At 66.6% G+C, this 22,513-nt stretch carries 19 protein-coding genes; 7 read left to right on the top strand and 12 right to left on the bottom strand.

The genetic code is table 11. The features are described from left to right. The first annotated feature begins 12 nt into the window (after positions 1 to 12). The gene (locus tag FXF75_RS01080; protein ID WP_163519730.1) at positions 13 to 1,524 is read left to right on the top strand and encodes a NosD domain-containing protein; all 1,512 of its coding nucleotides are present in this window, start codon (positions 13 to 15) and stop codon (positions 1,522 to 1,524) included. On the opposite strand, the gene FXF75_RS01075 is transcribed toward FXF75_RS01080, so the two are convergent. The 8 genes from FXF75_RS01075 to FXF75_RS01040 form a co-directional block, all read right to left on the bottom strand. Continuing rightward, positions 1,434 to 1,955: a DUF367 family protein gene (locus FXF75_RS01075; RefSeq protein ID WP_163519729.1), complete on the bottom strand. Its 522-nt coding sequence runs from the start codon at positions 1,953 to 1,955 to the stop codon at positions 1,434 to 1,436. The genes FXF75_RS01080 and FXF75_RS01075 overlap by 91 nt on opposite strands. A 524-nt stretch (positions 1,956 to 2,479) precedes the next feature. Then, positions 2,480 to 3,643, bottom strand: coding sequence for an acyl-CoA dehydrogenase family protein (locus FXF75_RS01070; protein ID WP_163519728.1), 1,164 nt, complete (start codon positions 3,641 to 3,643; stop codon positions 2,480 to 2,482). 97 nt (positions 3,644 to 3,740) lie between these two features. Further along, positions 3,741 to 4,157, bottom strand: a complete 417-nt coding sequence (locus FXF75_RS01065) for a hypothetical protein (RefSeq protein WP_163519727.1) — start codon at positions 4,155 to 4,157, stop codon at positions 3,741 to 3,743. A gap of 120 nt (positions 4,158 to 4,277) precedes the next feature. After that, on the bottom strand, positions 4,278 to 4,994 hold the full coding sequence (locus FXF75_RS01060; RefSeq protein WP_163519726.1) for a type 1 glutamine amidotransferase: 717 nt from the start codon (positions 4,992 to 4,994) through the stop codon (positions 4,278 to 4,280). An 89-nt stretch (positions 4,995 to 5,083) separates the two neighbouring features. Next, positions 5,084 to 6,526 carry a carotenoid oxygenase family protein gene (locus FXF75_RS01055; RefSeq protein ID WP_163519725.1) on the bottom strand — a complete coding sequence of 481 codons (1,443 nt, stop codon included), beginning with the start codon at positions 6,524 to 6,526 and terminating at the stop codon, positions 5,084 to 5,086. Between the two features lie 10 nt (positions 6,527 to 6,536). After that, positions 6,537 to 8,114: a class I adenylate-forming enzyme family protein gene (locus FXF75_RS01050; RefSeq protein ID WP_163519724.1), complete on the bottom strand. Its 1,578-nt coding sequence runs from the start codon at positions 8,112 to 8,114 to the stop codon at positions 6,537 to 6,539. Positions 8,115 to 8,157: 43 nt separating this feature from the next. Next, positions 8,158 to 8,976 carry an alpha/beta fold hydrolase gene (locus FXF75_RS01045; protein WP_163519723.1) on the bottom strand — a complete coding sequence of 273 codons (819 nt, stop codon included), beginning with the start codon at positions 8,974 to 8,976 and terminating at the stop codon, positions 8,158 to 8,160. Between the two features lie 46 nt (positions 8,977 to 9,022). After that, the gene (locus FXF75_RS01040; protein WP_163519722.1) at positions 9,023 to 9,556 is read right to left on the bottom strand and encodes a hypothetical protein; all 534 of its coding nucleotides are present in this window, start codon (positions 9,554 to 9,556) and stop codon (positions 9,023 to 9,025) included. Between the two features lie 629 nt (positions 9,557 to 10,185). Between FXF75_RS01040 and FXF75_RS01035 the strand changes: the two genes are divergently transcribed. From FXF75_RS01035 to FXF75_RS01020, 4 genes are all read left to right on the top strand, one after another. After that, positions 10,186 to 11,112, top strand: a complete 927-nt coding sequence (locus tag FXF75_RS01035) for a hypothetical protein (protein WP_163519721.1) — start codon at positions 10,186 to 10,188, stop codon at positions 11,110 to 11,112. A 2-nt stretch (positions 11,113 to 11,114) separates the two neighbouring features. Then, positions 11,115 to 12,815, top strand: coding sequence for a PQQ-binding-like beta-propeller repeat protein (locus FXF75_RS01030; protein ID WP_163519720.1), 1,701 nt, complete (start codon positions 11,115 to 11,117; stop codon positions 12,813 to 12,815). Further along, entirely contained in the window at positions 12,812 to 14,008 is a 1,197-nt protein-coding gene (locus FXF75_RS01025) for a CHRD domain-containing protein (RefSeq protein WP_163519719.1), read from the top strand. Before FXF75_RS01030 ends, FXF75_RS01025 begins: the two co-directional genes overlap by 4 nt. A 117-nt stretch (positions 14,009 to 14,125) precedes the next feature. Further along, a complete protein-coding gene (locus tag FXF75_RS01020) occupies positions 14,126 to 15,307 on the top strand; it encodes an HD domain-containing protein (RefSeq protein WP_163519718.1) in 1,182 nt (393 codons plus the stop codon). A 32-nt stretch (positions 15,308 to 15,339) separates the two neighbouring features. On the opposite strand, the gene dps is transcribed toward FXF75_RS01020, so the two are convergent. Further along, positions 15,340 to 16,125 (bottom strand): DNA starvation/stationary phase protection protein Dps, encoded by a 786-nt coding sequence (gene dps, locus FXF75_RS01015; RefSeq protein WP_163519717.1) that lies wholly within the window; start codon positions 16,123 to 16,125, stop codon positions 15,340 to 15,342. Positions 16,126 to 16,281: 156 nt separating this feature from the next. On the opposite strand from dps, the gene FXF75_RS01010 reads away from it, so the two are divergent. Beyond that, positions 16,282 to 17,184, top strand: a complete 903-nt coding sequence (locus tag FXF75_RS01010; RefSeq protein WP_163519716.1) for a YihY/virulence factor BrkB family protein — start codon at positions 16,282 to 16,284, stop codon at positions 17,182 to 17,184. 200 nt (positions 17,185 to 17,384) lie between these two features. Further along, positions 17,385 to 17,531 (top strand): hypothetical protein, encoded by a 147-nt coding sequence (locus FXF75_RS01005; RefSeq protein ID WP_163519715.1) that lies wholly within the window; start codon positions 17,385 to 17,387, stop codon positions 17,529 to 17,531. A gap of 60 nt (positions 17,532 to 17,591) precedes the next feature. Here the strand turns inward: FXF75_RS01005 and FXF75_RS01000 are convergent, their stop codons facing one another. The 3 genes from FXF75_RS01000 to alaS form a co-directional block, all read right to left on the bottom strand. Continuing rightward, positions 17,592 to 18,392 carry a twin-arginine translocation signal domain-containing protein gene (locus tag FXF75_RS01000; RefSeq protein ID WP_163519714.1) on the bottom strand — a complete coding sequence of 267 codons (801 nt, stop codon included), beginning with the start codon at positions 18,390 to 18,392 and terminating at the stop codon, positions 17,592 to 17,594. A gap of 67 nt (positions 18,393 to 18,459) precedes the next feature. Then, positions 18,460 to 19,350, bottom strand: a complete 891-nt coding sequence (locus FXF75_RS00995; RefSeq protein WP_163519713.1) for a hypothetical protein — start codon at positions 19,348 to 19,350, stop codon at positions 18,460 to 18,462. 147 nt (positions 19,351 to 19,497) lie between these two features. Next, positions 19,498 to 22,296: an alanine--tRNA ligase gene (gene alaS / locus FXF75_RS00990; protein ID WP_163519712.1), complete on the bottom strand. Its 2,799-nt coding sequence runs from the start codon at positions 22,294 to 22,296 to the stop codon at positions 19,498 to 19,500. Positions 22,297 to 22,513 lie beyond the last annotated feature (217 nt).

Below are 22,513 nucleotides of genomic sequence, written 5' to 3'. Positions count from 1 at the left end.
GACGTCTGGGCCATGTCGGAGGGAATCGTCGCCACGCTCCTCGGACTGATTGTCGTGCTCGGCGTCGTCGGTCCCGCGGGAGCGGTCGCAGGCGTCTCGGCGGAATCCGGACCAGTCGGGACAGTATCGACCGACTGGACCGACGGGACCGAAACGACCGAAACGACCGGCGCAACCGAAATCACGAGTTGCACGACCGTCACCGAGTCCGGCGTGTACGTCCTCGCGGACGACGTGACGAACGCGTCGCCGACTCGCCCGCGGACCGGTCTGGGGGCCTGCATCGCCATCCGAGCCGACGACGTGACGCTGCGCGGCGGCGGCCACACCGTCGCGGCGGACGAGCGCGGCGGGCGACCCGGCGTCGTGGGGGTCCTCGTGAGCGCGCGAACGAGGGCTGGGGTGGCTACGCTCGTTCGGGGGGCCACGCGCCCCGGTAGACAGGAGCGGCGCTCGAACGTCACCGTCACGAACCTCTCGACGACGCGCTGGGGTGCGGGCGTCGCCGTCCTCGGCACGACCGACGCGACGCTCCGGAACGTCTCGGCCGTGGAGAACCTCGGCGACGGCGTCTTCGTGGAGAACTCGCCCGGCGTCGAACTCCTCGGCGGGACCGTCCGCGCGAGCAACACCGGACTCTTCCTCCGGAACGCTCCCGACGCCCGCGTCGCGGGACTGAACCTGACCGACAATCTCGCCGGCGTCTCGGTCCGGAACTCCGACGGCGTGACGGTCGAAGGGGTCCGCGTCGCAGGGAGTTCCCAGTACGGTCTCGGCGTCTTCGCGTCGGCGAACGCGACTATCGCCGATTCCACCGCCGCGGGCAACGGGTTCGCCGACGTGGTCCTCTCGCGGTCCGACGACGCCGCGCTCCGGAATCTCACGATAGCGCGGGAGAGCGGAGGGACGGGCGGTGGAGACGTGAGACCCCGGAGTCGAAGGGTCGGTATCTACCTGAACGACTCCGACGACGCCGCGCTCACCCGCGTCTCGGTGGCCGACGCGCCGGGGACCGCGATTTACGCGGCCCGCGACTCGACCGCGGCCGGCGAGCGCGTGACGCTCGGGGACGCCACGCTCTCGTTCGAGACCCGCGACGTGGCGCTCGACCCCGCGACGGACGCGCCGCCGCTCCCGACCGAGCGACAGGTCGTCGGCGTCCCGCTCCGGGCGGTGCCGACCGACGACGACGCACATCTCGCGCTGTCGGTCGGTTACGACGACGCCGCGGTTGACCGGGCCAGTGCGACCGAGGACGCGCTGTCGCTGTGGCGGTTCGACGCGGGCGAGGGGTGGCGACGGGTCGAGTCGGTCGCGGACGCCGAGCGAAACGTCGCGTCGGCCGAGTTCGGAGACCTGAGTCGGAACGGCACGGTCCTCGCGCTCGTCGGCGAGGGACTCGCGGAGGCAGGAAACGCGACCGGCCGGAGCAACTACGGGTCGGTCGCCGACTGTTCCGCTCCGGCGTCGAGATACTCCTGCTGGACCGCGACGACTTCGGTCGAATCCTCGCAGTCGGCGTAGCGCCGGAGGGGTTCGTCGTTGAGTTCGAGGAACGTCTCGCCCCACGTGAACTTCGCGAGAATTCGCTCGGCGTGGTCGCGCTCGCCCAGAATCGTCAGGGCGGCGGCGAACGCCTCGACCGTGTTGAGTCGGAAGGGCTTGCCGTAGTTGACGGGGTTGGCCGCCACGAGGAACGGGAGCGCCCGGTGGACGCCCGGCATCTCGAACAGCGCGCGCTCGGCGGTCTCCCACGAGCAGTCGAGCGCGACCAGCGTGTCGGTCTCGGCGCGGTCGGCGGGCGAGAGCGCCTGCTCGGCGTGGGGGTTCAGCACGATGCCGTATGGGGTCGCCGACGCGCTCCGGTGGAGTTTGGCGAGGTCGAACCGGGCGAGTTTCCGGGCCGTGCACTTGTCGGGGTCGTCGTCGCCCTCGTAGCGGACGTGAAGGTTCACTGCTCTGGCGTGAGGTTGGTCGCAGGCGGTGAAAAGTGGCTCGGAGAACCGACGGAGGTCGAGAGAAAGAGGACAGCTACAACGACACAGTCACCGTGACTTCTTCGAAAGCCCCCGGTCGCTCGCGGTCGCTCAGCGACATATCCTCGGCTCACCTTCGGTTCGCCTCGGATAGAGGTCGCTGAGACGACTACAGTGAACGCGAGCGACCGGCCCCTTTCAGTCCCGCCCAGTGGTCCAGGTAGTTCAGCTATCGCTCGTGGACGGGTCTACATCGGCGCGCGCTGGCGTCATCGTGCCGTGGCGCGATTGCTCGGAAGACGATTTGTCTTCCGGCGGACCCTCGTGGTCCGCCAACGCTGTGCGAGGGACGCGGGAGCGAAGTGAGCGAGGAGGCTTGGGAGGTGCGAGGCCCGCGTTGCGGTGACTCCTTGGTGTCGGCAGTAGCTAGCTGCTCGTTCGCTCCCGTCTTCGTTTCTCCACTCTAGAAAAAACCCTCACGGAAATTACGGAGACGTCCGTTCCTACTCGTAAGCGGCGATGCCAGTCAGGTCCTCACCCAGAATCAGGGTGTGGATGTCGTGGGTGCCCTCGTAGGTGTAGACCGTCTCCATGTTCGCCATGTGGCGCATCGGCGAGTAGTCGGTCGTGATGCCGTTCCCGCCGAGCATCTCGCGCGCGATGCGCGACTGGTCGCGGGCCATGCGGACGTTGTTGCGCTTGGCCATCGAGACGTGCTGGGGGCGCAGGTCCCCGCGCTCCTTCAGCTCAGCCAGCCTGTGGGCCAGCAGTTGACTCGTCGTAATCTGGGTCGCCATCTCGGCGAGCTTCTGCTGTTGAATCTGGAAGCGCCCGATGGGGCCGCCGAACTGGTCGCGCTCGGTGGCGTACTCGCGGGCGGTCTCGAAGGAGTCGCGGGCCGCGCCGACCGCGCCCCACGCGATGCCGTACCGGGCCTGCGTGAGACACGACAGCGGTCCCTTCATCCCTTCGACGCCCGGCAGGACCGCGTCCTCCGGGACGTACACGTCGTTCAGGCCGATTTCGCCGGTGACCGACGCGCGCATCGAGAGCTTGTCGTCTATCTTGTTGGTCGTCACGCCGTCTTTGTCGGTCTCGACGAGGAAGCCCCGAACCGGGTTGTCTTCAGCCGAGCGGTCCCGCGCCCAGACGACCGCCACGTCCGAGATGGGGGAGTTGGTAATCCACGTCTTCGACCCGTTGAGGACGTACTCGCCCGCGTCCTTCTCGGCGGTAGTCTCCATGCCCGAGGGGTTCGACCCGTGTTCGGGTTCCGTGAGGCCGAAACAGCCGACGAGTTCCCCGGTGCCGAGACCCGGGAGCCACCGCTCCTTCTGCTCCTCGGAGCCGTAGGCGTGGATGGGGTACATCACGAGCGCGCCCTGCACGCTCGCCATCGAGCGGATGCCGGAGTCGCCCGCCTCCAACTCCTGCATCAGCAGGCCGTAGGCCGTTTCGCTGACGTTCGGCGAGCCGTACCCTTCGAGGTTGGGCGCGTAGAATCCCAACTCGCCCATCTCCGGGATGAGTTCGGTCGGGAAGGTTCCGTCCTCGAAGTGGTCGCCGATGTCGGGTTTGACCTGCTCCTCGACGAACTGCCGCGCGGTGTCTCGAATCATGCGCTCCTCCTCGTCGAGGTCGTCCTCTAGGGAGACGTAATCGAGCATGACAGACGTTGGAACGGGGAGTGTGAAAAACGCTCCTACTCCGGCGCAATTCTTGCCGAGGCTCGCGCGGTCGGACCGCGTCGTGCCGGTCCGACCGTCAGACCTCCACGTTGTCGTCTCGGCTCACCGCGATGTCCAGATACGCGTCGGCCTGCTCGACGTACGGGCCGGGCGCGACTACCCCGTCGTCCTCGTCGTACTCGACGAGACCCATCATCGATAGCTTCGGCAACTGGGAGTGGCGAAGCGACGTGAACACCCGCTTGCAGTGTTCCTCGGACACGAGGTCGATGGGCTTGCCGGTCTCCCACGCCGCGACCGTGTCCACGAGTTCCCGGGTGTCGAGGGGTCCGTCGGCCTCTCGGAGGGCGACGAGGACGTACCGACTCCGCCGGGAGGACAGCGCGTCGAAGAGGTTGTCTTGGGACAGCGGGGGAACGTCGATGCTGGGTTCCGTGTAGGACGGACGGGGTGACGCCGAACCGCCGTTGCCGTCGGCGAGGTCGTCGTTCATTTTCAAAAGTTACTCCGCGAACCCGGGTGGGCTTGCTGGTTCACAGATAATGGTGTTTAAGTAGTGTCCGATACGGAATCGGCGGAAGGCGGCGTGACTGCGGGTGACGCTCGGGGGTCGCTACGCCGAAGCGGTCTCGCTCTCGCCCGAGGGGTCCGCGTCGCGGACCTCGCGGACGAACTCGCAGAAGTTCTCGAAGACCAGTTTGGCCTCGCAGGCCGCCCGGTAGTTCTCCTCGTCGATGCCCGAGAGAACCTCGGCCATGCGTTCCTCCGACAGGTCCTTGCCCTCCGTGACCGACTCGGCCGTCTCTATATCGTACTCGGGGTGGAACTGGACGCCGAACACGCGGTCCTTGCGGAAGGCGTGGTTGGAGTAGTCGTTGGCCGCGATTTCCTCCGCACCCGGCGGGAGTTCGACCACCGCGTCCGAGTGGGTCGTGAAGACGGTGAACCGCCGGTCGATACCGTCGAACAGCCGCGAGTCGCCGGTGTGTTCGACCTCTCGGTAGCCGATTTCGTACTCGCCCATGTCGCTGACTTCGCCGCCCAGCACGTCCGCGAGCAGTTGGTGGCCCCAGCAGACGCCGAGGCACGGGAGTCCGGCCTCGATGGCGTCTCGGACCCACGCTTTCGTCGGTTCTATCCACTCTTCGTCCCAGTAGACCGACGAGCGAGACCCCGACACCACGACACCGTCGAAGTCGAGGGTATCGGGAAGTTCGCCGCCCGTCGCGTCGAACTCCACGAGGTCGGCGTCCAACTCCCGGCGGAAGTTTCGCCGGGTGTCGGTGCCGTCGTGGGCGGCGTTGACGAACGCGATTCGCAATCGACTCATTACCAGTCACAAAACACTCGGGGTCCAAAAGGCGTTGCGCTGTGGGGAGTTCTGCCGGTATTCGGGACGCCCCGTCGCCGCGGGTTGCTTCAGTCAGTGACCGCCGGGAAGAACTCCCCGTGGAAGCCGAAGGGCACGACGTGGGGGAGCGTCGCGCGCGCTCGCTCCTCGAACGTCTCGGCGTCGAGGACGAGGAGGACCGACCGCTCGTTGTCGGCGTCGAGCGCGAGCGACAGCACCGCGCCGCAGTCCTCGGCGTCCGCGTCCGGACGCGGGACGAATATCGGTTCGCCCGCGTAGACGCCCGCTTCCCACCACTCCAGCGCCTCGCCCGTCTCGACGTTCACCTTCGCCAGTCCGTTCCCGGTCTCGCGCAGGGTCGCCTGCCCGTAGGCGTACCGGTACGTGCTCCCGCGTGCGGCCGGGGCCACCCGGGGCAGTTCCGTCCCGCGATACAGCGTCTCGCGCTCGACTTCACCGCCGTCGCCGCCATCGTCGAGGGGCACGCGGAAGCGCGCGAGCGTCCCGTCGGCGGCGTCGAGTTCCGGACTCCCTTCCGGGCCTCCCGCCGACCCGCTCTCGGCGTCCCCGTCCATCGCGCTCATGAAGAGCTTGTCCACGATGGTCGCGTCGTCGTACGCCACGAGGTCCACGACCACCTCGTCGTCGGTCTCGAACCCGTTGGCGGTGTGGAAGAAGAAGAAGGCCGCCGTGGACCGGTCGGCGACCAGTTCCCCCGACGAGCGGTCGAAGACCCGAAACCGGGTGCCGCGCTCGGGTCGCCACCGGTAGCTGTCGATGAATCCGCCGCCGCCCGGCAGGAGGAACCGGAGCGGGTTCACGACGTACGGCGGTTCGACGAGGACGGCGTACGTCGGCGTGAGCGCGAAGCTGTGGACGTACGCCGGTCTGTCCACCTCGACCGACGCCACGGGGACGCGCTCGGGCCGGTCGTCGGGCACCCGGTAGACGTGATACCGGTTCCGGCGGCCGAACTCGGTCCCGTACCCGACCGTCTCGCCCCGCTCCGGGTCGTGCTGGAGGTGGGCGGTGACGTGGTGGAGGGTTAGGTCGTCCCGGTAGCGCAAGTCGCCCCGCGTCGAGAGGTCGGCCGGGTCGAACCGCACGCGCCGGCGCGTCTCGGTCAGCGCGACGTACTCGCCGCCGAGGCGCGCGACGTGGACGTTGGCGTTGTCGGTCGGGTCGGTCAGGAACGACTTGAGCCGCCGGAGGTAGCTCCCCGAGGTGGCGAACTGACTCGATAGCTCGCCCTCCTCGACGGCCGACCGGTAGGTCTCGGTCCGCAGGAATCGGTTCGAGTACGTCACCGTGCCGTCGTCGAAGCGGAACGCCCGGAGCATCGCCAGTCCGTCGAACCAGTGGGCGACGCGCTCGCCGCCGACCTCGAACCTGCCCGGGCCGTTACGCACGAGCGTCCCCGAGAGCCACGCCGGAATCTCGCCCGCGACGGGTACGTCGAGTCGGTCGCACTCGGACTCGCGCGAGCGGAAGCCGGGGCTGTACGCTGGCATCGGACGGTACTCACTCCTTATCGATGCGCTCCTCGCCCGAGAGGTCGCGCCGAAGCGCCGCGCGGTCGAGTTCGCCCGTCGAGCGCCGGGGGAGCGACTCCAGTCGGTCGAGTTCCCGGACGGCGACGGTCTCCGGCAATTCGTCGCCGAGGACCGACCGGAGTTCGCCGGGGTCGGCGTCGCCGACGAAGGCCGCCAGCACGCCCTCCGCGTCGGGGACCACTCCCGCGGCGTCCACTCCCTCGCGCGCTTCGAGCGCTTGCTCGGCCGCTCGGGGGTGGACGCGGGCCGACGCGGCGTCGAAGGTCTCGCTGGCGCGCCCGAGCAGGTAGTAGTCGCCGCCCTCGCGGGTGGCCAAGTCGCGCGTCGGCACCCACTCGGGAAACGTCTCGCCGCCGTCGCCGTCCGCCGTTCCGTCGTCGGGGAGATACCCCCGCGCCGTCACCGGCCCGCGGAACTGGAGTTCGCCGACCTCGCCGTCGGCGACCGGGGTTCCGTCCTCGCCGACGAGTCTGGCCTCGCAGTCGGGGAACGGTCGGCCCACGCGGTCGGGGTCGGCGTCGTCGGACGCCTCACCGTCGGTCGTCTCGTCGCCGGACCCACCTCCAACGCCGCCCTCGGGAGGGACGAAGAGGTTGTTCGGCCCAGTTTCGACTCGGCCGTAGGTCCGGACCACGGGCGCGTGCCGGGCCAGCGCGCCTCGGACGTCCGCGGTGAGCGCCGACCCGTTGGCGAGCAACTCGACGCTCCCGAAGTCGGTCCCCGCGAACGACTCGCTCTCGACCAGTTCGCGGTACTCGGTCGCCCCCGCGAACAGCGCGGTCGCGCCCTCCTCGGACACCGCGTTCAGGGCGTCCTCGGGGTCGAACGCCCGGAGTAGGACGACTCGACCGCCGACGTAGAGCAGCGGCAGGGTGAGTCGGAGGAGTCCCTCGGCGTCCGAGAGCGGAAGCAGGGCGGGCGCGCAGTCGCCCCGGCCGAGACCCCACGCCGCGGCCGCGGTGATGCAGTTCCACTCGACCGTGCTGGCCGGAAGGTCCACCACGCGCGGGGCCGTCGTCGGGTCCGCGTTCAGCGACTCGCCCGGTCGATTCTTCCCCTCGTCCTCGCCCACGGCGGGGCGGTCGGCCTCCGCTTTCGTGTGCAGGTAGAGCAGCGAGTCCTCTGGGTCGGGGTCGGCGCGCTCGTACGCCTCGCCGTCGCGGCGGCCGAACTCCTCGAAGGTGTAGGTCAGGTCGTCGGGCAGTTCCCGAATCAGGTCCCGCTGTGCCGACTCGTGGACGACCACCGCCGGGTCCACGACCGCCAGCGGGCGCTCGACGGTCGCGGGCGTGAGTCGATACGAGACCGGCGCGAACACCGCGCCGAGTCGCCGCGTCGCGAACAGGAGCGCCAGCGTCTCGACGCGATTGCGCGAGAGGACGGCGACCGGGTCGCCGGATTCGACCCCGAGCGCCGAGAGCCGTCGGGCCATCGCGTCGGCCTCTGATTCGAGGTCGGCGTAACTGACCCGCCGGTCGGCGTTCTCGTCCACCACCGCAGTTCGGTCCCCCCAGAGCGCGGCCCGGCGTTCGAGCGAGAGCGTCATGGAGTGTGGTTCGACGCCGCGGGACGTAGGCGTTGTTGCGGATTCAGTCCTCGACGTGGTCGGTCAGGAACCCCACCAGCGAGTCGTTGACCGCCTTCGAGCGTTCGACGTAGAAGAGTCGCTCGCCGGGGAACGCCTCGAACTCGCCCTTCGGAAGTCCGTCGGCCAGCAGTCGGCCGTCCGCGGCCGGAATCACCCGGTCGTCGCTCCCGTGGGCCACGAGCGCGGGAATCGTAATCTCGTAGAGGCTGTCGCTGGCGTCGAAGTCGGCCATCGCGTCGAAGTGGGCGCGCTGGACCGCCTCCGGGGCGTCCTCGTCGCGCCGCCACGCGACGATTCGCTCCACGAGGTCGTCGGTCTCCAGCAGTTCCGCACTCGCGACCGGTTCGAGTGATTCGCGGAGGGCCGCCGAATCGTCGGGGCTCGCGAGCAGTCGCTCGCGCAGGCCGTCGGCGACGGGGGTCGCGCGCGGCCCGCCCGGCGAGGTGCCGAGGAGCGCCAGCGACCGGGCGCGCGAGAAGTCGAGCGAGTACCGGAGCGCGACCATCCCGCCCATCCCGGCGCCGACGAGGTGGGCCTTCCGCGCTCCGTGGTCGGCGAGGACGGCTTCGAGGTCGGCGGCCATCGCGTCGATGCCGTAGGAGTCGGTGGCGTCCGGGTCGGGGGCGCCCGAGTCGCCCGTCCCGCGCGTGCTGGGGACGACGACCTCGAAGGGACCGGCGAGCGCCGAGTACTGCCAGCCCCACTGCCACGGACCGTAGCCCGCGTCGGCCAGTAGGACGACCGGCGCGTCGCTCTCAACCGCGCCGTCGCCGCCGACCTCGTAGTGTACAGAAACGCCGTCGTTGTCCGCGTAAGGCATGGCGGGGGCTTCGAGTCGGGGGCGTTTCAGTGGTTCGCTCCCCGTCTCAGTCCCGCTTCGTCACCAGAACCGTCCACGCGAGGAGCGCGAGTCCCGTGACCGCGCTGGTCGCCGCCATGACGGTGACGCCGACGTAGGGGTAGTTCCGGACGAGGTGCCACGCGAGCGCGACGAAGCCGAGACCGGTCGCGCCCACGAGCAGGCGGAAGAAGGGGTTGGCCGGGAGCGAACCGCGCTTGTGGGACTCGACTGCCGCACCGACGGCGAAAAAGACACCGAAGATTGCCGGAAAGACCGCCAACGCTCGGCCGCCAGTCGCGGACAGATACCCCGCGGTCGCGAACGCGACGAGCGCGAGGACGCTCCGGACGCGCGGGTCGAACCAGCGTCGCCGGAATCGCGTCGACGTCGCTTTCAGGACGTGATAGCCACCGACGACCGCCCACGTGGAGACCATCGGGAGGAGGTCGGAGGGGACATCGTGGAGACCAGTCAGGGAGGCGAGACCGACGGCCGCGGCGACTCCCAGTACGAGCAGGCCTCCGGCGAGTTCCGATTTCGAGGCGTTATGCGATGGCACGGAATCGAAACGTAATATAGGTGTCAAGAAAACGCTTTTGTTTTCGTCGCACAGCCAGCGATACGAAATCGCCGTGGTAAGTGGTCGGGATTACAACCGCCGCGGCGGTCGTCTGTGCCGTCGATAGGGTCGGACGCCCTCGGAACGGCGGTCCCCTTCCTCCCGAGGTTCTCCTCGTGGCCTCGACGGTTCGCTTCCCCGGGCGTCGTGTTCGACGACCGGCGCTCGGTACTCGTTTACAGTCCGGGCGTCTACTACCTCGCCCGCGAGACCTGCTCACCGCCCGGAGTCGAGGGCGACTTGGCGAAGGCGGTCCGGCGGATTCGAACGGTAAGTGAGGTCCGAACCCTGACGTTTCGCCGCCGTGTCGGCGCTCGTCTTGGCGGCTCCCGCGGTATCGCTTACTCGAAACTTGACGGAGTTTGCGTGACCGTCACGACCAGTGACGAGCAATACCCACGCACCAGATTCCGAAACGGCGTCTTTGAGTTCTACCGGACCGTTCCGGAGACGCCGCGTTCTATCGAATCTCACGTTTCGCGTTGAACGATTGTCGGTAGGTATGTGTGTAGTTAACATACTTCGTCTCGGTTCACCGCACTCGGCTATCCGGTGAATGAGGAGTAATAATGCAAGGAGAACAACCCTATTCACGGATTTCGGACGAGGAGCGTCGGAAGTTCCTCAAGGTCCTTGGCGTGGCCAGTGCCGCCGCGACCGGCGGTTCGGCCATCGACGACGTGACACTGGGCGACCTGCGGGACCTCGTCGCTGTCGAGTCGGCGGGCGAGTTCGCTCGCCGCGGGGAGGCCATCCGAAACGACCTCTCCGGGTCGCTCGATGCCGAACTACTGGCGACGGAGATGGCGGGCGTCGCCGACGCGATAGCGGACCTGTCGGCGGTACGCGCCGCAGGTGTTCCGGACCGCGGCGAGGAACTGTACGCGGAACTGACGACGCCTGCGTGGCGAATCGACGACCACCTGACCGAGGTCGGCTTCTACGCGAGCGCCGAAGCTAACCTCCCGCGGTTCACGTCCGAACACATCGAGCGCATGACGAAACAGCTCGTCCACACGGCGTCGCTCGCCGAGACCCTCTCGGAGGTCGGATTCGGCGAGCACGAACAGACGGCGCTGGTCGCGAACGTGGTGAGTCAGGCCGACCGACTCGCGCTCTGGGAGCCGACGTGGGTGCTGGAGGAGGCACCGGTCGAAGAAGTGAATCCCGACTACGTCTCGCCGCTCCAAAAACGGGCGGCGAGCGGCGCTCTCCTCTGGATAGACGGGTTAGACAAGCACCTCCGCCAGAATCAGGTGCTGTTAACCGACGAACTGCTCGACGACGGTATCGCCGACGTCCGCGCGATGCTCGGCGGGTTCTACCTCCTGAGCGCGGCCGCGGACCGACTCGGCCGCGGGGAGATATCCGACGAGGAACTGACAGCGCTCGTGTCCGGGAGTACCGCGATGCTGATAGCCAGCCAGACGGACCTGCAGTACGACCTCGTCCGCATCACCGACGAGATGCGGGCACCGCGGACGGGAGGTGACTGACGATGGTAGAGGAGCGAGTTCCCAAACCGGGGACGTCCGAAATCAAGCAGTTCGAGAATATCGACGACATCCCGCAGCGCGACATCACCCAACAGCAACTCCTCGACAGCGGCGACGACCCCGAAGGGTGGCTGTTGTACGGCAACAACTACGAACGCCACCACCACACGGCGGCCGACATCATCACGCCCGAGAACGTCTCGGACCTCTCGCTGGAGTGGGAGATAGACAACCTCCCGCGAGCGGGCGACGCGGCCGGGTTTCAGGGGACCTCGCTCGTCGTGCCGGGCGACCCGCCGATACTCTATCAGGTCAACGGTCCCGAGCAGACCCGGGCCATCAACGCCCGGACCGGCGACGTCCTCTGGTACCACATGTACCACGCGAAGTCGCCGGTGGCGTACGAGGAACCGCCCGCGAACCGCGGAGTGGCCGTCCTCGGCGACACCCTGTACAAGGCCACGCTGGACTACGGCGTACTGGCGCTCAACCGGTACAACGCCAACGAGCAGTGGTACTACAACGGGGCCTACGAGTACCGCGACGAGAAGGCCGAAGGGCCGCCGTCGATGGCGATGCACGACGAGTTACAGGCGTGGGAGAAGAACCGCGGCGAGGCCTCGAACTACCCGCTCATCGTCTACGAGGACACGCTCCTCAAGGGGAGCATGGGCGGCGAGTGGGGCGTCCACGGCTGGGCCTCCGGCATCACGACCGACGGGAACAAGAAGTGGCACCAAGGACTGACCCCGCCCGACCAGTGGGTCGGCGACGCGTGGAAGCACGGCGGTTCGACGGTCTGGCAGGCCCCTGCGCTCGACCCCGAGACCGGGACCGCGGTCATCCCCACCTCGAACCCCGGTCCGTGGTTCGGTACCGTCCGGCCGGGGTTCAACCCCTACACCGCGGGGAAGGTCGGCATCGACTGGGAGGACGGCGAGTTCCAGTGGAACTATCAGGAGTCGCCCCACGACTGGTGGGACTACGACTCGCCGAGTCCGGCCGCCATCTTCGAGGCGGAGGTCGACGGCGAGACCCGAAAACTGGCCTCGTGGCCCGGGAAAACCGCGTGGGTGTACACGGTGGACCTCGAAACCGGCGAACTCGTCCAGCGGAGCGACGAGTTCTCGGAGCACTCCAACACGTGGTCGATGCCAGAGCAGAGCTTAGAGGCGTCCGACTGGATTCTGCCGAACCTCATCGGCGGAACCGACCCCCAGCCCTCGTCGTACGACCCCCAACGCAATCTGCTGTTCCTGAAGGCGACGAACATGCCGATGAAGCTGTCGTGGGAGTACATCCCCTACGAAATCGGCGAACCCTACGAGGGGATGACCTACATCACGGCCGACGAGAGCCAGCGCCAGAACATCGACGGCTGGGACCAGCCCGCGGGGAACATCACGGCGGTGGACCCCGTCACGGGCGAGATAAAGTGGCAGGACTGGCTGGCCAAGAACCCGTGGGGCGGTCTGATGTCCACCGTGACCGGCCTGACGTTCGCGGGCACCGCCTCCGGACTGTTCATCGCCTACGATTCGGAGACGGGCGACCGGCTCTGGACCGACAAGCTCTCGGCGGGCCTCGACGGCAACCCCGTCAGTTGGGTCGACCCCAAGGTCAACAAGCAGTACGTCTACATCCAAGGCGGTGGCGGCGGACAGAACACCATCGCGGCGTACTCACTGGAGGCCGAATCATGACGGACGACTCGACGGACCACCGGACCAGACGCACCTTCCTCTCGGCCGCCGCGACGTCGGGCGCGCTCCTCGGCGTCGGCAGCATCACCGACGTGGGGACCGTCCTCGCCACCGGCCGACGGCAGGACGTCGCGACCCACTACCGACTCGGCGGCAAGGTGGCGGGCTGGCAGGGTATCGAACCGCCGTCCATCGCGCAGGCGGTCAATCCGGTGTTGAACCTCGAAGCGGGCAAGCGGTACGCGGTCACGTGGAAGAATCTCGACGGCGCGCCCCACAACTTCGCCATCATCGGACAGAACGGCGACGTGTTGCTCCGGACCGAGATAATCTCCGGGACCGGCGCGACCCAGACGACCCAGTTCACCGCGAGCGAGCAGATGGACGTGTACGTCTGTCAGGTCCACCCCAACTCCATGCGGGGCCAGATAGCCATGGGCGCGGCACCGCCCCAAGGCAACCAGACGACCGTCGCCAACCAGACGCCGACGACCATCCCGAACCCGACCGAGGTGGCGGAGAACGAGACGACCCACCCGCTGGCCGACGAGTTCGGCGAGAACCCACAGAAGTTCATCGCGGAGTTCCAACCGGCGGACGGCGTCCAGACCAACGCGCGGGGGACGACCTACTTCGTCCTGCATCCGCCGAACGGCGAGGAACCGAAGCTGATGTACTCGCTGTATCTCCAGAACATCGAGAACGTGACCGGCGCGGGCATCTATCTCGACACGCAGGGAAGCGACCCCCTCGTCGCACCGCTGTTCCAACCGGAGAACCCGACGGACCAGATAGAGGGGTCGCTGGTGGACTCGCTACTGGTCGCCGAGGACCTCCGAGGACCCTTCGCGCAGGAGACCCTGTTGCGACTCGTCGAGGCGATTCGCAACGACAAGGTCTACGTGCAGGTCAGCACGGCCGAGCATCCCGACGGCGTCCTTCGCGGCCCGATTCGCGCCGTCGCCGAGACCGGAGGCGAGACGCTCACGACCGACACCCCCGAAGGGGGCAATCAGACGACGGTGGGCAACCAGACGACGGCGACAACCGAGACGACGGCAGCGAACGACACTGCGGCGCAGAAGGTGGACACCGGTGAACTCGCCCAGCAGGTTCGAGCGCCCGGGTTCGGCGTGCTGACCGCACTCGGCGGTCTCGGGGGCTACCTGCTCTCGCGGAGCGGCGACGACTGACCACCTCGACCACGGCCACTTTTTTGTACTCCGTCGTGCGAGCGAGCGTCCGAGACAGTCGCGACGCGCGACGACGAGACAGGTCATTTTTGCCACCGCTCTGTCAAACCGAACGTAATGAAGGCTATCAAGGACAGCGTCCACGACCACATCCCCGTCTGTGACCTCGCGGCGGACCTGCTGGACACCCCCGAACTCCAGCGCCTCCGCCACATCAAGCAACTCAGCACAGTCCGTCTCGTCTACCCCTCTGCGAACCATACCCGATTCGAACACAGCCTCGGCGTCTACTACCTCGCCCGCGAGACCTGCTCGCTGCTCGACGTGGCGGACGACCGGGCGAGGGCGGTCCGGGCCGCCGCCCTGCTCCACGACGTGGGCCACGGACCCTACGGCCACCAGACCGAGGGCATCATCGAGCGCCGACTCGGTCGCCACCACGACGAGGTGGGCGACCTGCTCGCGTCGGGCGAACTGGGCGCGGTGTTGGAGTCCCACGGTCTCGACCCCGACGAGGTCGCCGACCTCGTGGCGGGCAACGGGAGACTCGGCCAACTGGTCGCGGGAGAACTCGACGTGGACCGGATGGACTACCTCGTCCGGGACGCCCACCACACCGGCGTCCCCTACGGCACCATCGACCACTCGCGCCTGCTGGCGGCCCTCCAGTTCCGCGACGACCGCCTCGTCCTCTCGGAGGGCAACGTCCAGACCGCCGAGGGGACGCTGGTCGCCCGTGCGCTGATGAACGCGACGGTGTATCGCCACCACGTCTCGCGCATCGCTGGCGCGATGCTCGAACGCGCGAGCGAGCGCCTGCTCGATTCGACCGACCTCCGCCCGGAGGAGTTCGCGCGGATGACCGACGACCGCCTGCTCGGTGCGCTCCGGGACTGCCCGGCCACGGCCGACGCCGCCCGCCGCCTCGAACACCGCGACCTCTACAAGCGGGCGGTCTGGGCCAAACTCGACGCGGTGCCCGAGGGCGTCGTCACGGCCGACCGCGACGAGGTCCGTGCCTTCGAGCGGGAGATAGCGGAGACCGCCGACGCCGCGGGCGAGGCCGACGTGTCGCCCGAAGACGTGCTGGTCGATACCCCCGGCGAACCCGGCATGCCGGAGTCCTCGACCCGGGTGGTCGTGGACGGCGAGGTCCGCCGACTCGCCGACGAGTCGCCGCTGGTCGAGGGCCTGCGCGCGGCGGGACGCGCCCAGTGGCGTCTGGGGGTCTACGCGCCCGAAGAGACGGTTCCCGAGGTCGGCGCGGCGGCCGAGCGAGTCCTCGGCGTCGAGACTTGAGCCGTCGGTACCGCGACCGTATCGCTGTACCGCTACCGGCGACCGTACCCTTGTCCCCGCTGGCGGGTCCCGCCGGTTCCCGGCCGACCCCGGGTCTGCGTACCGATTTGGCGCGACTGCGTTCCGCCCCGCTGTGACTCCGGTGAACGCTCCGGCGGCTGGCGGTACTGCGACGGGGTGCCCCCCTGCGAACCGCCGCCCTGTGGCGACGCCCCCGGACTGTCCGGAATCGCCTCGGGGGTGACGCTCTGGAGGTGTGCTTCGAGGAAGTAGAGTTGCTCGTCAACCTCGCGCGAGAGTTCGGTGTACATGTCGGCGGTGTCCTCGTCCCCGCGCTCGACCGCGAGTTCGATTTCGCGCCGGAGGTTGTTGGCGTGGATGCCGACGCGCTCGACCAGCGCCGCGACGTACTCCGGACCGGTGGTCACGTCGGGCGGAATCTCCGGAATCCGACTGTTCGCCGCGGCGGTTCGCACGGTACCGGTGGCCTCCCCGCCGAGCGCGGTCGCTCGTTCGGCGACGACGTCGGCGTGCTCCTCGAAGGTCTCGGCGATTTCGTCGAACAGCAGGTGCAACTGGTAGAAGTTCATCCCCTTCACGTTCCAGTGGGCGAACTTGCTCTGGGTCATCAGGTCGGTCGTGTCGGCGAGACTCTGGTTGAGCATCCCGACGACGGCCCGCCGAGTCTCGTCCGGGAGACCAACGGCGGTCCGGAACGTCCGCGGTCGTCGTCCCGTCTGGGACCCTCGCGTCGCGCTCTGCCCGGTCGTTCGGCCGCGCTGTGACTGCTCGGTCTGTCGTGTCGGTTGCGTCGTCATGGACTCTCCCCCGAGTCTTCCACGACGACTCGATGTAAGAAGATTCGGGCGACCCGGCCGGTCGCGTTTCGTCGCCGCGGACGCGGGAGAACGACCGGCGTTTCGGGTCCGCGACGGGCAGAGGCGTTTTGGGTCTCACGGCCGTACCACGGTGCGATGGGGGTTCACCACCGGGTGGGGAGCGTGGTGCGCGCGACGTTACGGGAGGTCCACAGCGAGAACATCACGTTCATGGCCGGGAGTATCGCGTACTACGCGTTCGTCTCGACGCTACCGCTGTTGCTGTTCGCTCTGTTCGTCCTCTCGGCCATCGACAACGCCGCGCTGACCGCGTACCTCTACTCGGCCACCGAGTCGGTACTGACGCCGTACGCTCGGCAGTTGTTGGTGGACTCGCTCGGCGCGACCGACGCGCGGACCAGCGTCTCGATACTGGGTGCGGTCACGCTCCTGTGGGGGACCTCGCGGATTTTCCGCGCGCTGGACGTCGCGTTCTCGGAGATATACGGCATCGAGGAGAAGAAAGGTCTCGTCGCGCAGGCCAGAGACGCCCTCGTCGTCGTAGTGGCGCTGACCGTCGCCATCACCCTCATCGTCGCGGCCGGAGTCGTCTTCGCGCTGGCCCCGGCGCTGCCGTACCCCTCCGTGGTGAACCCGCTGTTAGTCGTCGCCGGACTGACGGTCGCGTTCTTCCCGGTCTACTACGTCTTTCCGGACGTCGACGTTCGGCCGATAGAGGTGCTCCCCGGCACCGTCGTCGCCGCCGTCGGGTGGGCAGTGCTGGAGGCGGCGTTTCAGGGCTACGTCGCCTACGCCGGGCGCTACGAGGCGATTTACGGCACCCTCGGGAGCGCGCTGCTGCTGCTCATCTGGCTTTACTTCAGCGGACTCGTTCTGCTGGTCGGCGGGGTGTTGAACGCCGTGCTGGCGGGCCGGACCCGCGACGAGAACGCGCTGGGGACGCCCGAGAACTTCGAGGTGCCGGAGAACTTCGAGGTACCCGAGACCGAAGACGGTCCCGCTCGGCGTTCCGAGACCGCTCCGGCCGGTGGAGTGTAGATTCGGAACAGACGGCGAACTCCGGGCGAAGCGAGGACTTCGAGCGAACCGGAGACTCCGGCCGGTCCGACGAACCGGCGGAATCGACCGCGGCGAGACGCGATGGCGAACGGCAGAGCGTCGCCGAGGCGTTCGACCGACCGAGCGCCGAGGTAGGGCGGTTAGACGCCGAGGAACGACTGGACGCCGAGAACGAGCGGTTGAGAACCGAGAACGAGCGACTCAGGCGAGAACGGGCGCGCCTCAAGGAGAACAACGCCGACCTCGCCCGGCGACTGGAGCGTCGGCGTCGCTCGGAGTCGCTCTGGGCGCGGGCGAAGCGGTTGGCGCTCGGTCGGGACGAGTAGGCCGGGACCGGTCGGCCGCTCGATTCCGCACGGGTTCGTGACGGGGACTTCGGCTCTCGTCTACGAACCGTCGGCTTCGGCGGTCGTCTCGACGGTCCAGTCGAACTTGCGACCGAGCGAACTCGGCCACGACGACTCGAAGGTCGCCGTGACCGACTGCACGCTCCCGGTCGAACCCGACCAGACGGGAGTAAAGGCTCCAGCCCCGCCGACGTGTGTCTCTTCTGGATTAACTCGAATCGACCCCGATGTGAGGGGAATGGTCACATTCAGGCCGTCGACTGTCGGCTGACTCAATCCGACTGGGATGGGTCCGTTCGTAACCTCTGCGGCTGGCGAGTACATCCGCATCCGACGTTCGTCACCCAAGAGTTTCACTTTCGGCCGAACTCGCTTGAGGGTTGCTCTGTCTATCGGTTCGACTGCAGACCAGATCCAGAACTGATAGTAATCGAATGTACCGCGTGATTTTCCCGGCGGAATCCGATACAGCGCGACGAGGTGGTCCGACGAAAGACCATCAGTTGAAGTGGACGAGTTCTCTGGGTGTACAGTCCATGCTCCGACGTATGTTAATCCGTGGTCGGGTTCTATTCCACGTTTTCCCCACGGCCCGCTGTCGCCGTATCGGTCGTGCATCTCGGTGACGTACTCGTCGAACTCGTCCGGCGAGAGGGGCGTTGAGTCGCTGTCGATAGTCTCCGAGACGGAATCAGTGACGGTGGCCGAGTCCGACGATTCAACGCAACCGGCGAGTCCGGCCACGCCCATTGCGCTTACGCCGGTAGCGACGTTTTGGAGAAACCCCCGTCGATTCGAGTGTTCAGCGAGGGCACCGTTTTGGGCAGGAAATTTCTCCATAACTAATTATTTAATTATCCCTCATTAAAAATTTTGTTTGGATAGTCGATAGTAGCGAACCTCAGATTTATGCCGTTTTCTTATACATTCCGCCAGTCAGTTCGAAGTTGTAGTTGTAATCCCATCCGGAGGTGGACGGGCGCTGTTCAGCGGAGAGGCCGGTGACCGTCTGTTGACCTTCACGGTCACCTTCCCACCAGACTGCATACTCGTCGTTCGCAATGGAAGTTTCCGATCCTTTGACCTGAAACGTCCCAGAGAGGAGATCGAACGAGGTCTTGCCTATTGCGGTCGCTTTAACTCCCTTCTTGGATTTTCCACTAATTTTCAGCTTAAGGTCGACGGGAATGCCGCCCGTAGAGTAATTTTGCTCGGGCTTGTACCACTTCAGATCTCCGTTACTGAAATCGATACTATTTGTGAACGACCAGATATTACCCTTGAAATAGCTGTGGTTGTGGCTCTGTGCTGATGCCCAGTGATGGTAAAAGTACCGACGATCTCCGCTGGAACCATCATAGTTGTCGGTCTCGTACATGTCGATGATGAAGTCGGCACTCACCACCGTATCGCCATAGCCGTTTTCGACCGAGACCGAACCGTCGCACCCTGCGTCGTCGATTCGAGTGCCATCGATGTCGGCAGAGTCGATTGCACTACTGATACTCATCTCTGAACGGTCGTCAATAGGTGCAACGGCTTCTTGACCATACTTCTCACGCATTGCGTTTACGAATGCTTCACGGCTTCCGCGTGTACGTCGAGTCCCTTGTGTCGTGACAGTGTTCTCGGCGACTCGACCGCTTGCGCTGGCGGTTCCTGCTTCGCTTTGGTTCTGTTCGCTTGCGGCGGCCGACCCGATAGTGGGCATCGTGAATGCCGCCGATGCGGTCGCAGTTCGTTTAAGGAACGCTCGACGGTTGGAATCGTCTTTTTTTTTTTTTTTTCCATATTCCATGTAAGTTAATTAGCCAGACAAGTTATACTTTTCTAACCATACTATACATAATTATTTATCAGCATGTGATACCTCCGTAGCTATTTGCTACTGAACGGTTATTGGGAATCTCTATAGAAAATAATCAGAAACCGAGGAAGGTGATTATCAGACGTTTGCGACCTGTTTCAGCACCTCGGGCGCGTCGTCCAGCGCGTCGTCGAGTTTCTCGGCGTCGGGACCGCCGCCTTGCGCGAAGTCCGGCGGGCCGCCCCCGCCGCCGCCGACCTTCTGGGCGAGTTCGCCGACGACCTCGCCGGCGTTGACGCCGACGCCGTCGGGCACCGCGACCACGAACGTCGCGCCGTCCGCGCCGCTCCCGATGACCGCTATCTTGCCCTCCTCCGCGAGGGCGTTGGCGGTCGCCCGGAGTTCGTCCATGTCGGCGTCGAGACGCTGAACGACCGCGGTCGCGTCACCGACTTCGACCTCCTCGCCGCCTCCGCCGCCGGACGCGCGGGCCTCGGCGAGTTGCTCCTTCAGGTCCTCTATCTGCTTGCCGCGGCCCTTCCACTCCTCGAAGAAGCGCTCGGCGGTCTCGGGCACCTCTTCGGGGGCCACGTCCAGAATCTCGGCGGCCTCCGCGAGCGCGGACTCGGTGCGCTGGGTCGCCTCGATGGCGGCCTCGCCCGCCGCGAAGGTGATGCGCTCGACGCCGTCCTGCACGCGCTCGGTGTTCAGGATTTTGATGGTGCCGACGTCGCCGGTCCGTCGGACGTGGGTGCCACCGCAGGCCTGCACGTCCTCGGCGACGTGGATGAGTCGGATGTTCTGTCCCGGCGGGATGCCGCCCTGATACAGGTCGAAGCCGTACTCCTCCTCGGCCTCGTGGCGGTTGGGCCACTCCTGCTGGACGGAGGTGTTGTCCATCACGAGTTGGTTGGCGACCATCTCTATCTCCGCTCGGGTCTCGGGGTCGATGCGCTCGTAGTGGCGGACGTCGATGCGGGAACTGTCGATGCCCTTCTGGGCACCCGCCTGCCGGACGTGTTCGCCCAGCACCTCGCGGGCGGCGTGGATGACGATGTGGGTCGCGGTGTGGTGGCGCATCAGGCGACGCCGACGGTCGCGGTCTATCTTCCCGCGGACGATGTCGCCCTTGCCGACCTCGTCGTCGGTCCGGTGGAGGACGACGCCGTCGCGAATCTGCACGTCCTCGACCTGCACGCTCTTTTCGTCGGTGGTCAGGGTCCCGCGGTCCGAGGGCTGACCCCCGCCTTCGGGGTAGAACATCGTCTGGTCGAGGACCACGTCGTAGACGGTCTCTCCGTCCTCGCCCTCGCCTTCGCGCTCGAACACGTCGAGGACCACGGCCTCGAAGTCGGTGCCATACTGGTCCTCGTAGAACTGGCGCTCGGTCGTCGGCAGGTCGGCGAGGCGGTCGTCCTCCTCGACTTCCTCCTCGAAGGCCGTCCCGGAGTCGTGGCGAGAGGCGACGACGCTGTAGAAGTCGTCGGGTACCTCGACGGTCGTCCCGAACTCCGCGGCTATCTCCTCGACCATGTCCGGTTGGATGCCGTGGGAGTCGTAGAGTTCGACCAGTTCGTCGGTCGGAATCGGTTCGCCGCGCTCGGCGTACTCCTCGGCGAGGCGCTCGACCCGGCGGCCGCCCTGTTCGAGCGTCTCGCGGTACTTCTCGACCTCCGTCCGGACGATGTCACGGACGGTGTCGCGATTCTCGTACTCCAGTCGCTCGGCCTGCATGTCCACGAGTTCGTCCAGCGGCGCGTCCACGCCCACGTTGTCACAGAGGCGTTTCGTGCGCCGGAGGACCATCCGCGCGAGGTAGCCCGTACCGACGTTGCTCGGGACGATGCCGTCACCGAGCATGTACGCCAGCGTCCGGCAGTGGTCCGCGATGGCGTAGATGTCTTCGAGGGGTTCGAGCAGGGCTTCGAGGTCCGACGTGGACACGTCCAACTGGTCGGCGATGTTGTCGCGGGCGGCCTCCATGTCCTCGGCCTCGTCGATGTCCATGTGACCCGCGAGTTTCGAGGCGCGGTGGACGAGTTCCTCCTGCTCGTCGGTGTGGTCGATTCCCGCGTTCTCCTTCAGGAACGATATCATCTCGGGGTAGACCGCCTCGTAGACGGTCGGCGTGCCCTGAGACATCCACGTCCAGCGTTCGAGACCGTAGCCGGTGTCCACGATGTAGGTGTCCATCTTGGAGTACCGGTTGCCGTCCTTCATCTCGTACTCGCCGTCGGGGTCCTGCTCCATCGACATGAAGACCAGCGTGGCGAGTTCCGCACCTTTGTAGATGACCTCGATGGCGGGTCCGGCGTTGCCCCCTCCCACCCACGGGTCCTCGATGTACGTGATTTCCTCCAGGTCGGCCCCCATGGACTCGAAGAACTCGTCGCAGTACTGCACCGTCTCGTCCTTCCAGTAGACCTCGCCCTGATACGCGTACTGGTCGGGGTCTTCGAGGTCCTCGCGGGCGTTGAACGCGTGGTGGGCCATCATCTCGAACGCCATCGTGTGGCGGCCGGTCTTGCCCACGTTGTCGATGTCCTGCATCCGGATGCAGGGCTGGCTGATGGTCAACGGGTTGGCGGGCGGCGGGGTCTGGCCCGAGGTGACCAGCGGTTGGAAGTCGTAGATGGACGCCTGCGTGAGCAGCACGTCGTCGCGCCAGCGGTTCGCGGCCACCGGATACGGGTCGATTCGCTCGTGGTCGTTCTCCTCGAAGAACGAGAGGAACGCCTCTCGCATCTCTTCGAGCGTGTAGGCCTCGGGGAACCCGGGGTCGTCGATGAACTGGTACGTCTCGCACGGCGGTTCGCCGCAGGTCTCGCGGTCCTCGTCGCGCGTCCAGAAGAAGTCACCGCACTCGGTGCACTCCTTCCTGACGAAGCCCTCTTCCTCGAAATAATCGAGGCGGTACTCCTCTTCGAGTTCGCTCATTATTGTTCGTATTTCGCCAACGAACGGGTAAAACAGTTCCGCAACTACGCCGTTTCGTAGTCTCGGAATTCGCCGCAAGTGATGATAAACCGTCTCCTTTCTCCTATTTTCGAGTCTTTCTCGGCCTTCTCGTCTCGAGAAGTCACCCAGACTGCCGAGCCAAGGATGGGACCATCGTCTGTATATCACGCCGTAATCTAGTTGCTAGTCCGACACG

The organism is Halorussus sp. MSC15.2, assembly GCF_010747475.1.
GTDB lineage: Archaea > Halobacteriota > Halobacteria > Halobacteriales > Haladaptataceae > Halorussus.
This window is presented reverse-complemented; position numbering and strand designations above follow the sequence as displayed.

Bases quoted from the DNA above. Each gene is read 5' to 3' on its own strand.
- FXF75_RS01030 (WP_163519720.1), top strand. From the start codon at position 11,115: ATGGTAGAGGAGCGAGTTCCCAAACCGGGGACGTCCGAAATCAAGCAG.
- FXF75_RS01080 (WP_163519730.1), top strand. From the start codon at position 13: ATGTCGGAGGGAATCGTCGCCACGCTCCTCGGACTGATTGTCGTGCTC.
- FXF75_RS01050 (WP_163519724.1), bottom strand. From the start codon at position 8,114: ATGACGCTCTCGCTCGAACGCCGGGCCGCGCTCTGGGGGGACCGAACT.
- FXF75_RS01045 (WP_163519723.1), bottom strand. From the start codon at position 8,976: ATGCCTTACGCGGACAACGACGGCGTTTCTGTACACTACGAGGTCGGC.
- alaS (WP_163519712.1), bottom strand. From the start codon at position 22,296: ATGAGCGAACTCGAAGAGGAGTACCGCCTCGATTATTTCGAGGAAGAG.
- FXF75_RS01010 (WP_163519716.1), top strand. From the start codon at position 16,282: ATGGGGGTTCACCACCGGGTGGGGAGCGTGGTGCGCGCGACGTTACGG.
- FXF75_RS01000 (WP_163519714.1), bottom strand. From the start codon at position 18,392: ATGGAGAAATTTCCTGCCCAAAACGGTGCCCTCGCTGAACACTCGAAT.
- FXF75_RS00995 (WP_163519713.1), bottom strand. From the start codon at position 19,350: ATGGAATATGGAAAAAAAAAAAAAAAAGACGATTCCAACCGTCGAGCG.
- FXF75_RS01025 (WP_163519719.1), top strand. From the start codon at position 12,812: ATGACGGACGACTCGACGGACCACCGGACCAGACGCACCTTCCTCTCG.
- FXF75_RS01065 (WP_163519727.1), bottom strand. From the start codon at position 4,157: ATGAACGACGACCTCGCCGACGGCAACGGCGGTTCGGCGTCACCCCGT.
- FXF75_RS01055 (WP_163519725.1), bottom strand. From the start codon at position 6,526: ATGCCAGCGTACAGCCCCGGCTTCCGCTCGCGCGAGTCCGAGTGCGAC.
- FXF75_RS01035 (WP_163519721.1), top strand. From the start codon at position 10,186: ATGCAAGGAGAACAACCCTATTCACGGATTTCGGACGAGGAGCGTCGG.
- FXF75_RS01060 (WP_163519726.1), bottom strand. From the start codon at position 4,994: ATGAGTCGATTGCGAATCGCGTTCGTCAACGCCGCCCACGACGGCACC.
- dps (WP_163519717.1), bottom strand. From the start codon at position 16,125: ATGACGACGCAACCGACACGACAGACCGAGCAGTCACAGCGCGGCCGA.
- FXF75_RS01020 (WP_163519718.1), top strand. From the start codon at position 14,126: ATGAAGGCTATCAAGGACAGCGTCCACGACCACATCCCCGTCTGTGAC.
- FXF75_RS01070 (WP_163519728.1), bottom strand. From the start codon at position 3,643: ATGCTCGATTACGTCTCCCTAGAGGACGACCTCGACGAGGAGGAGCGC.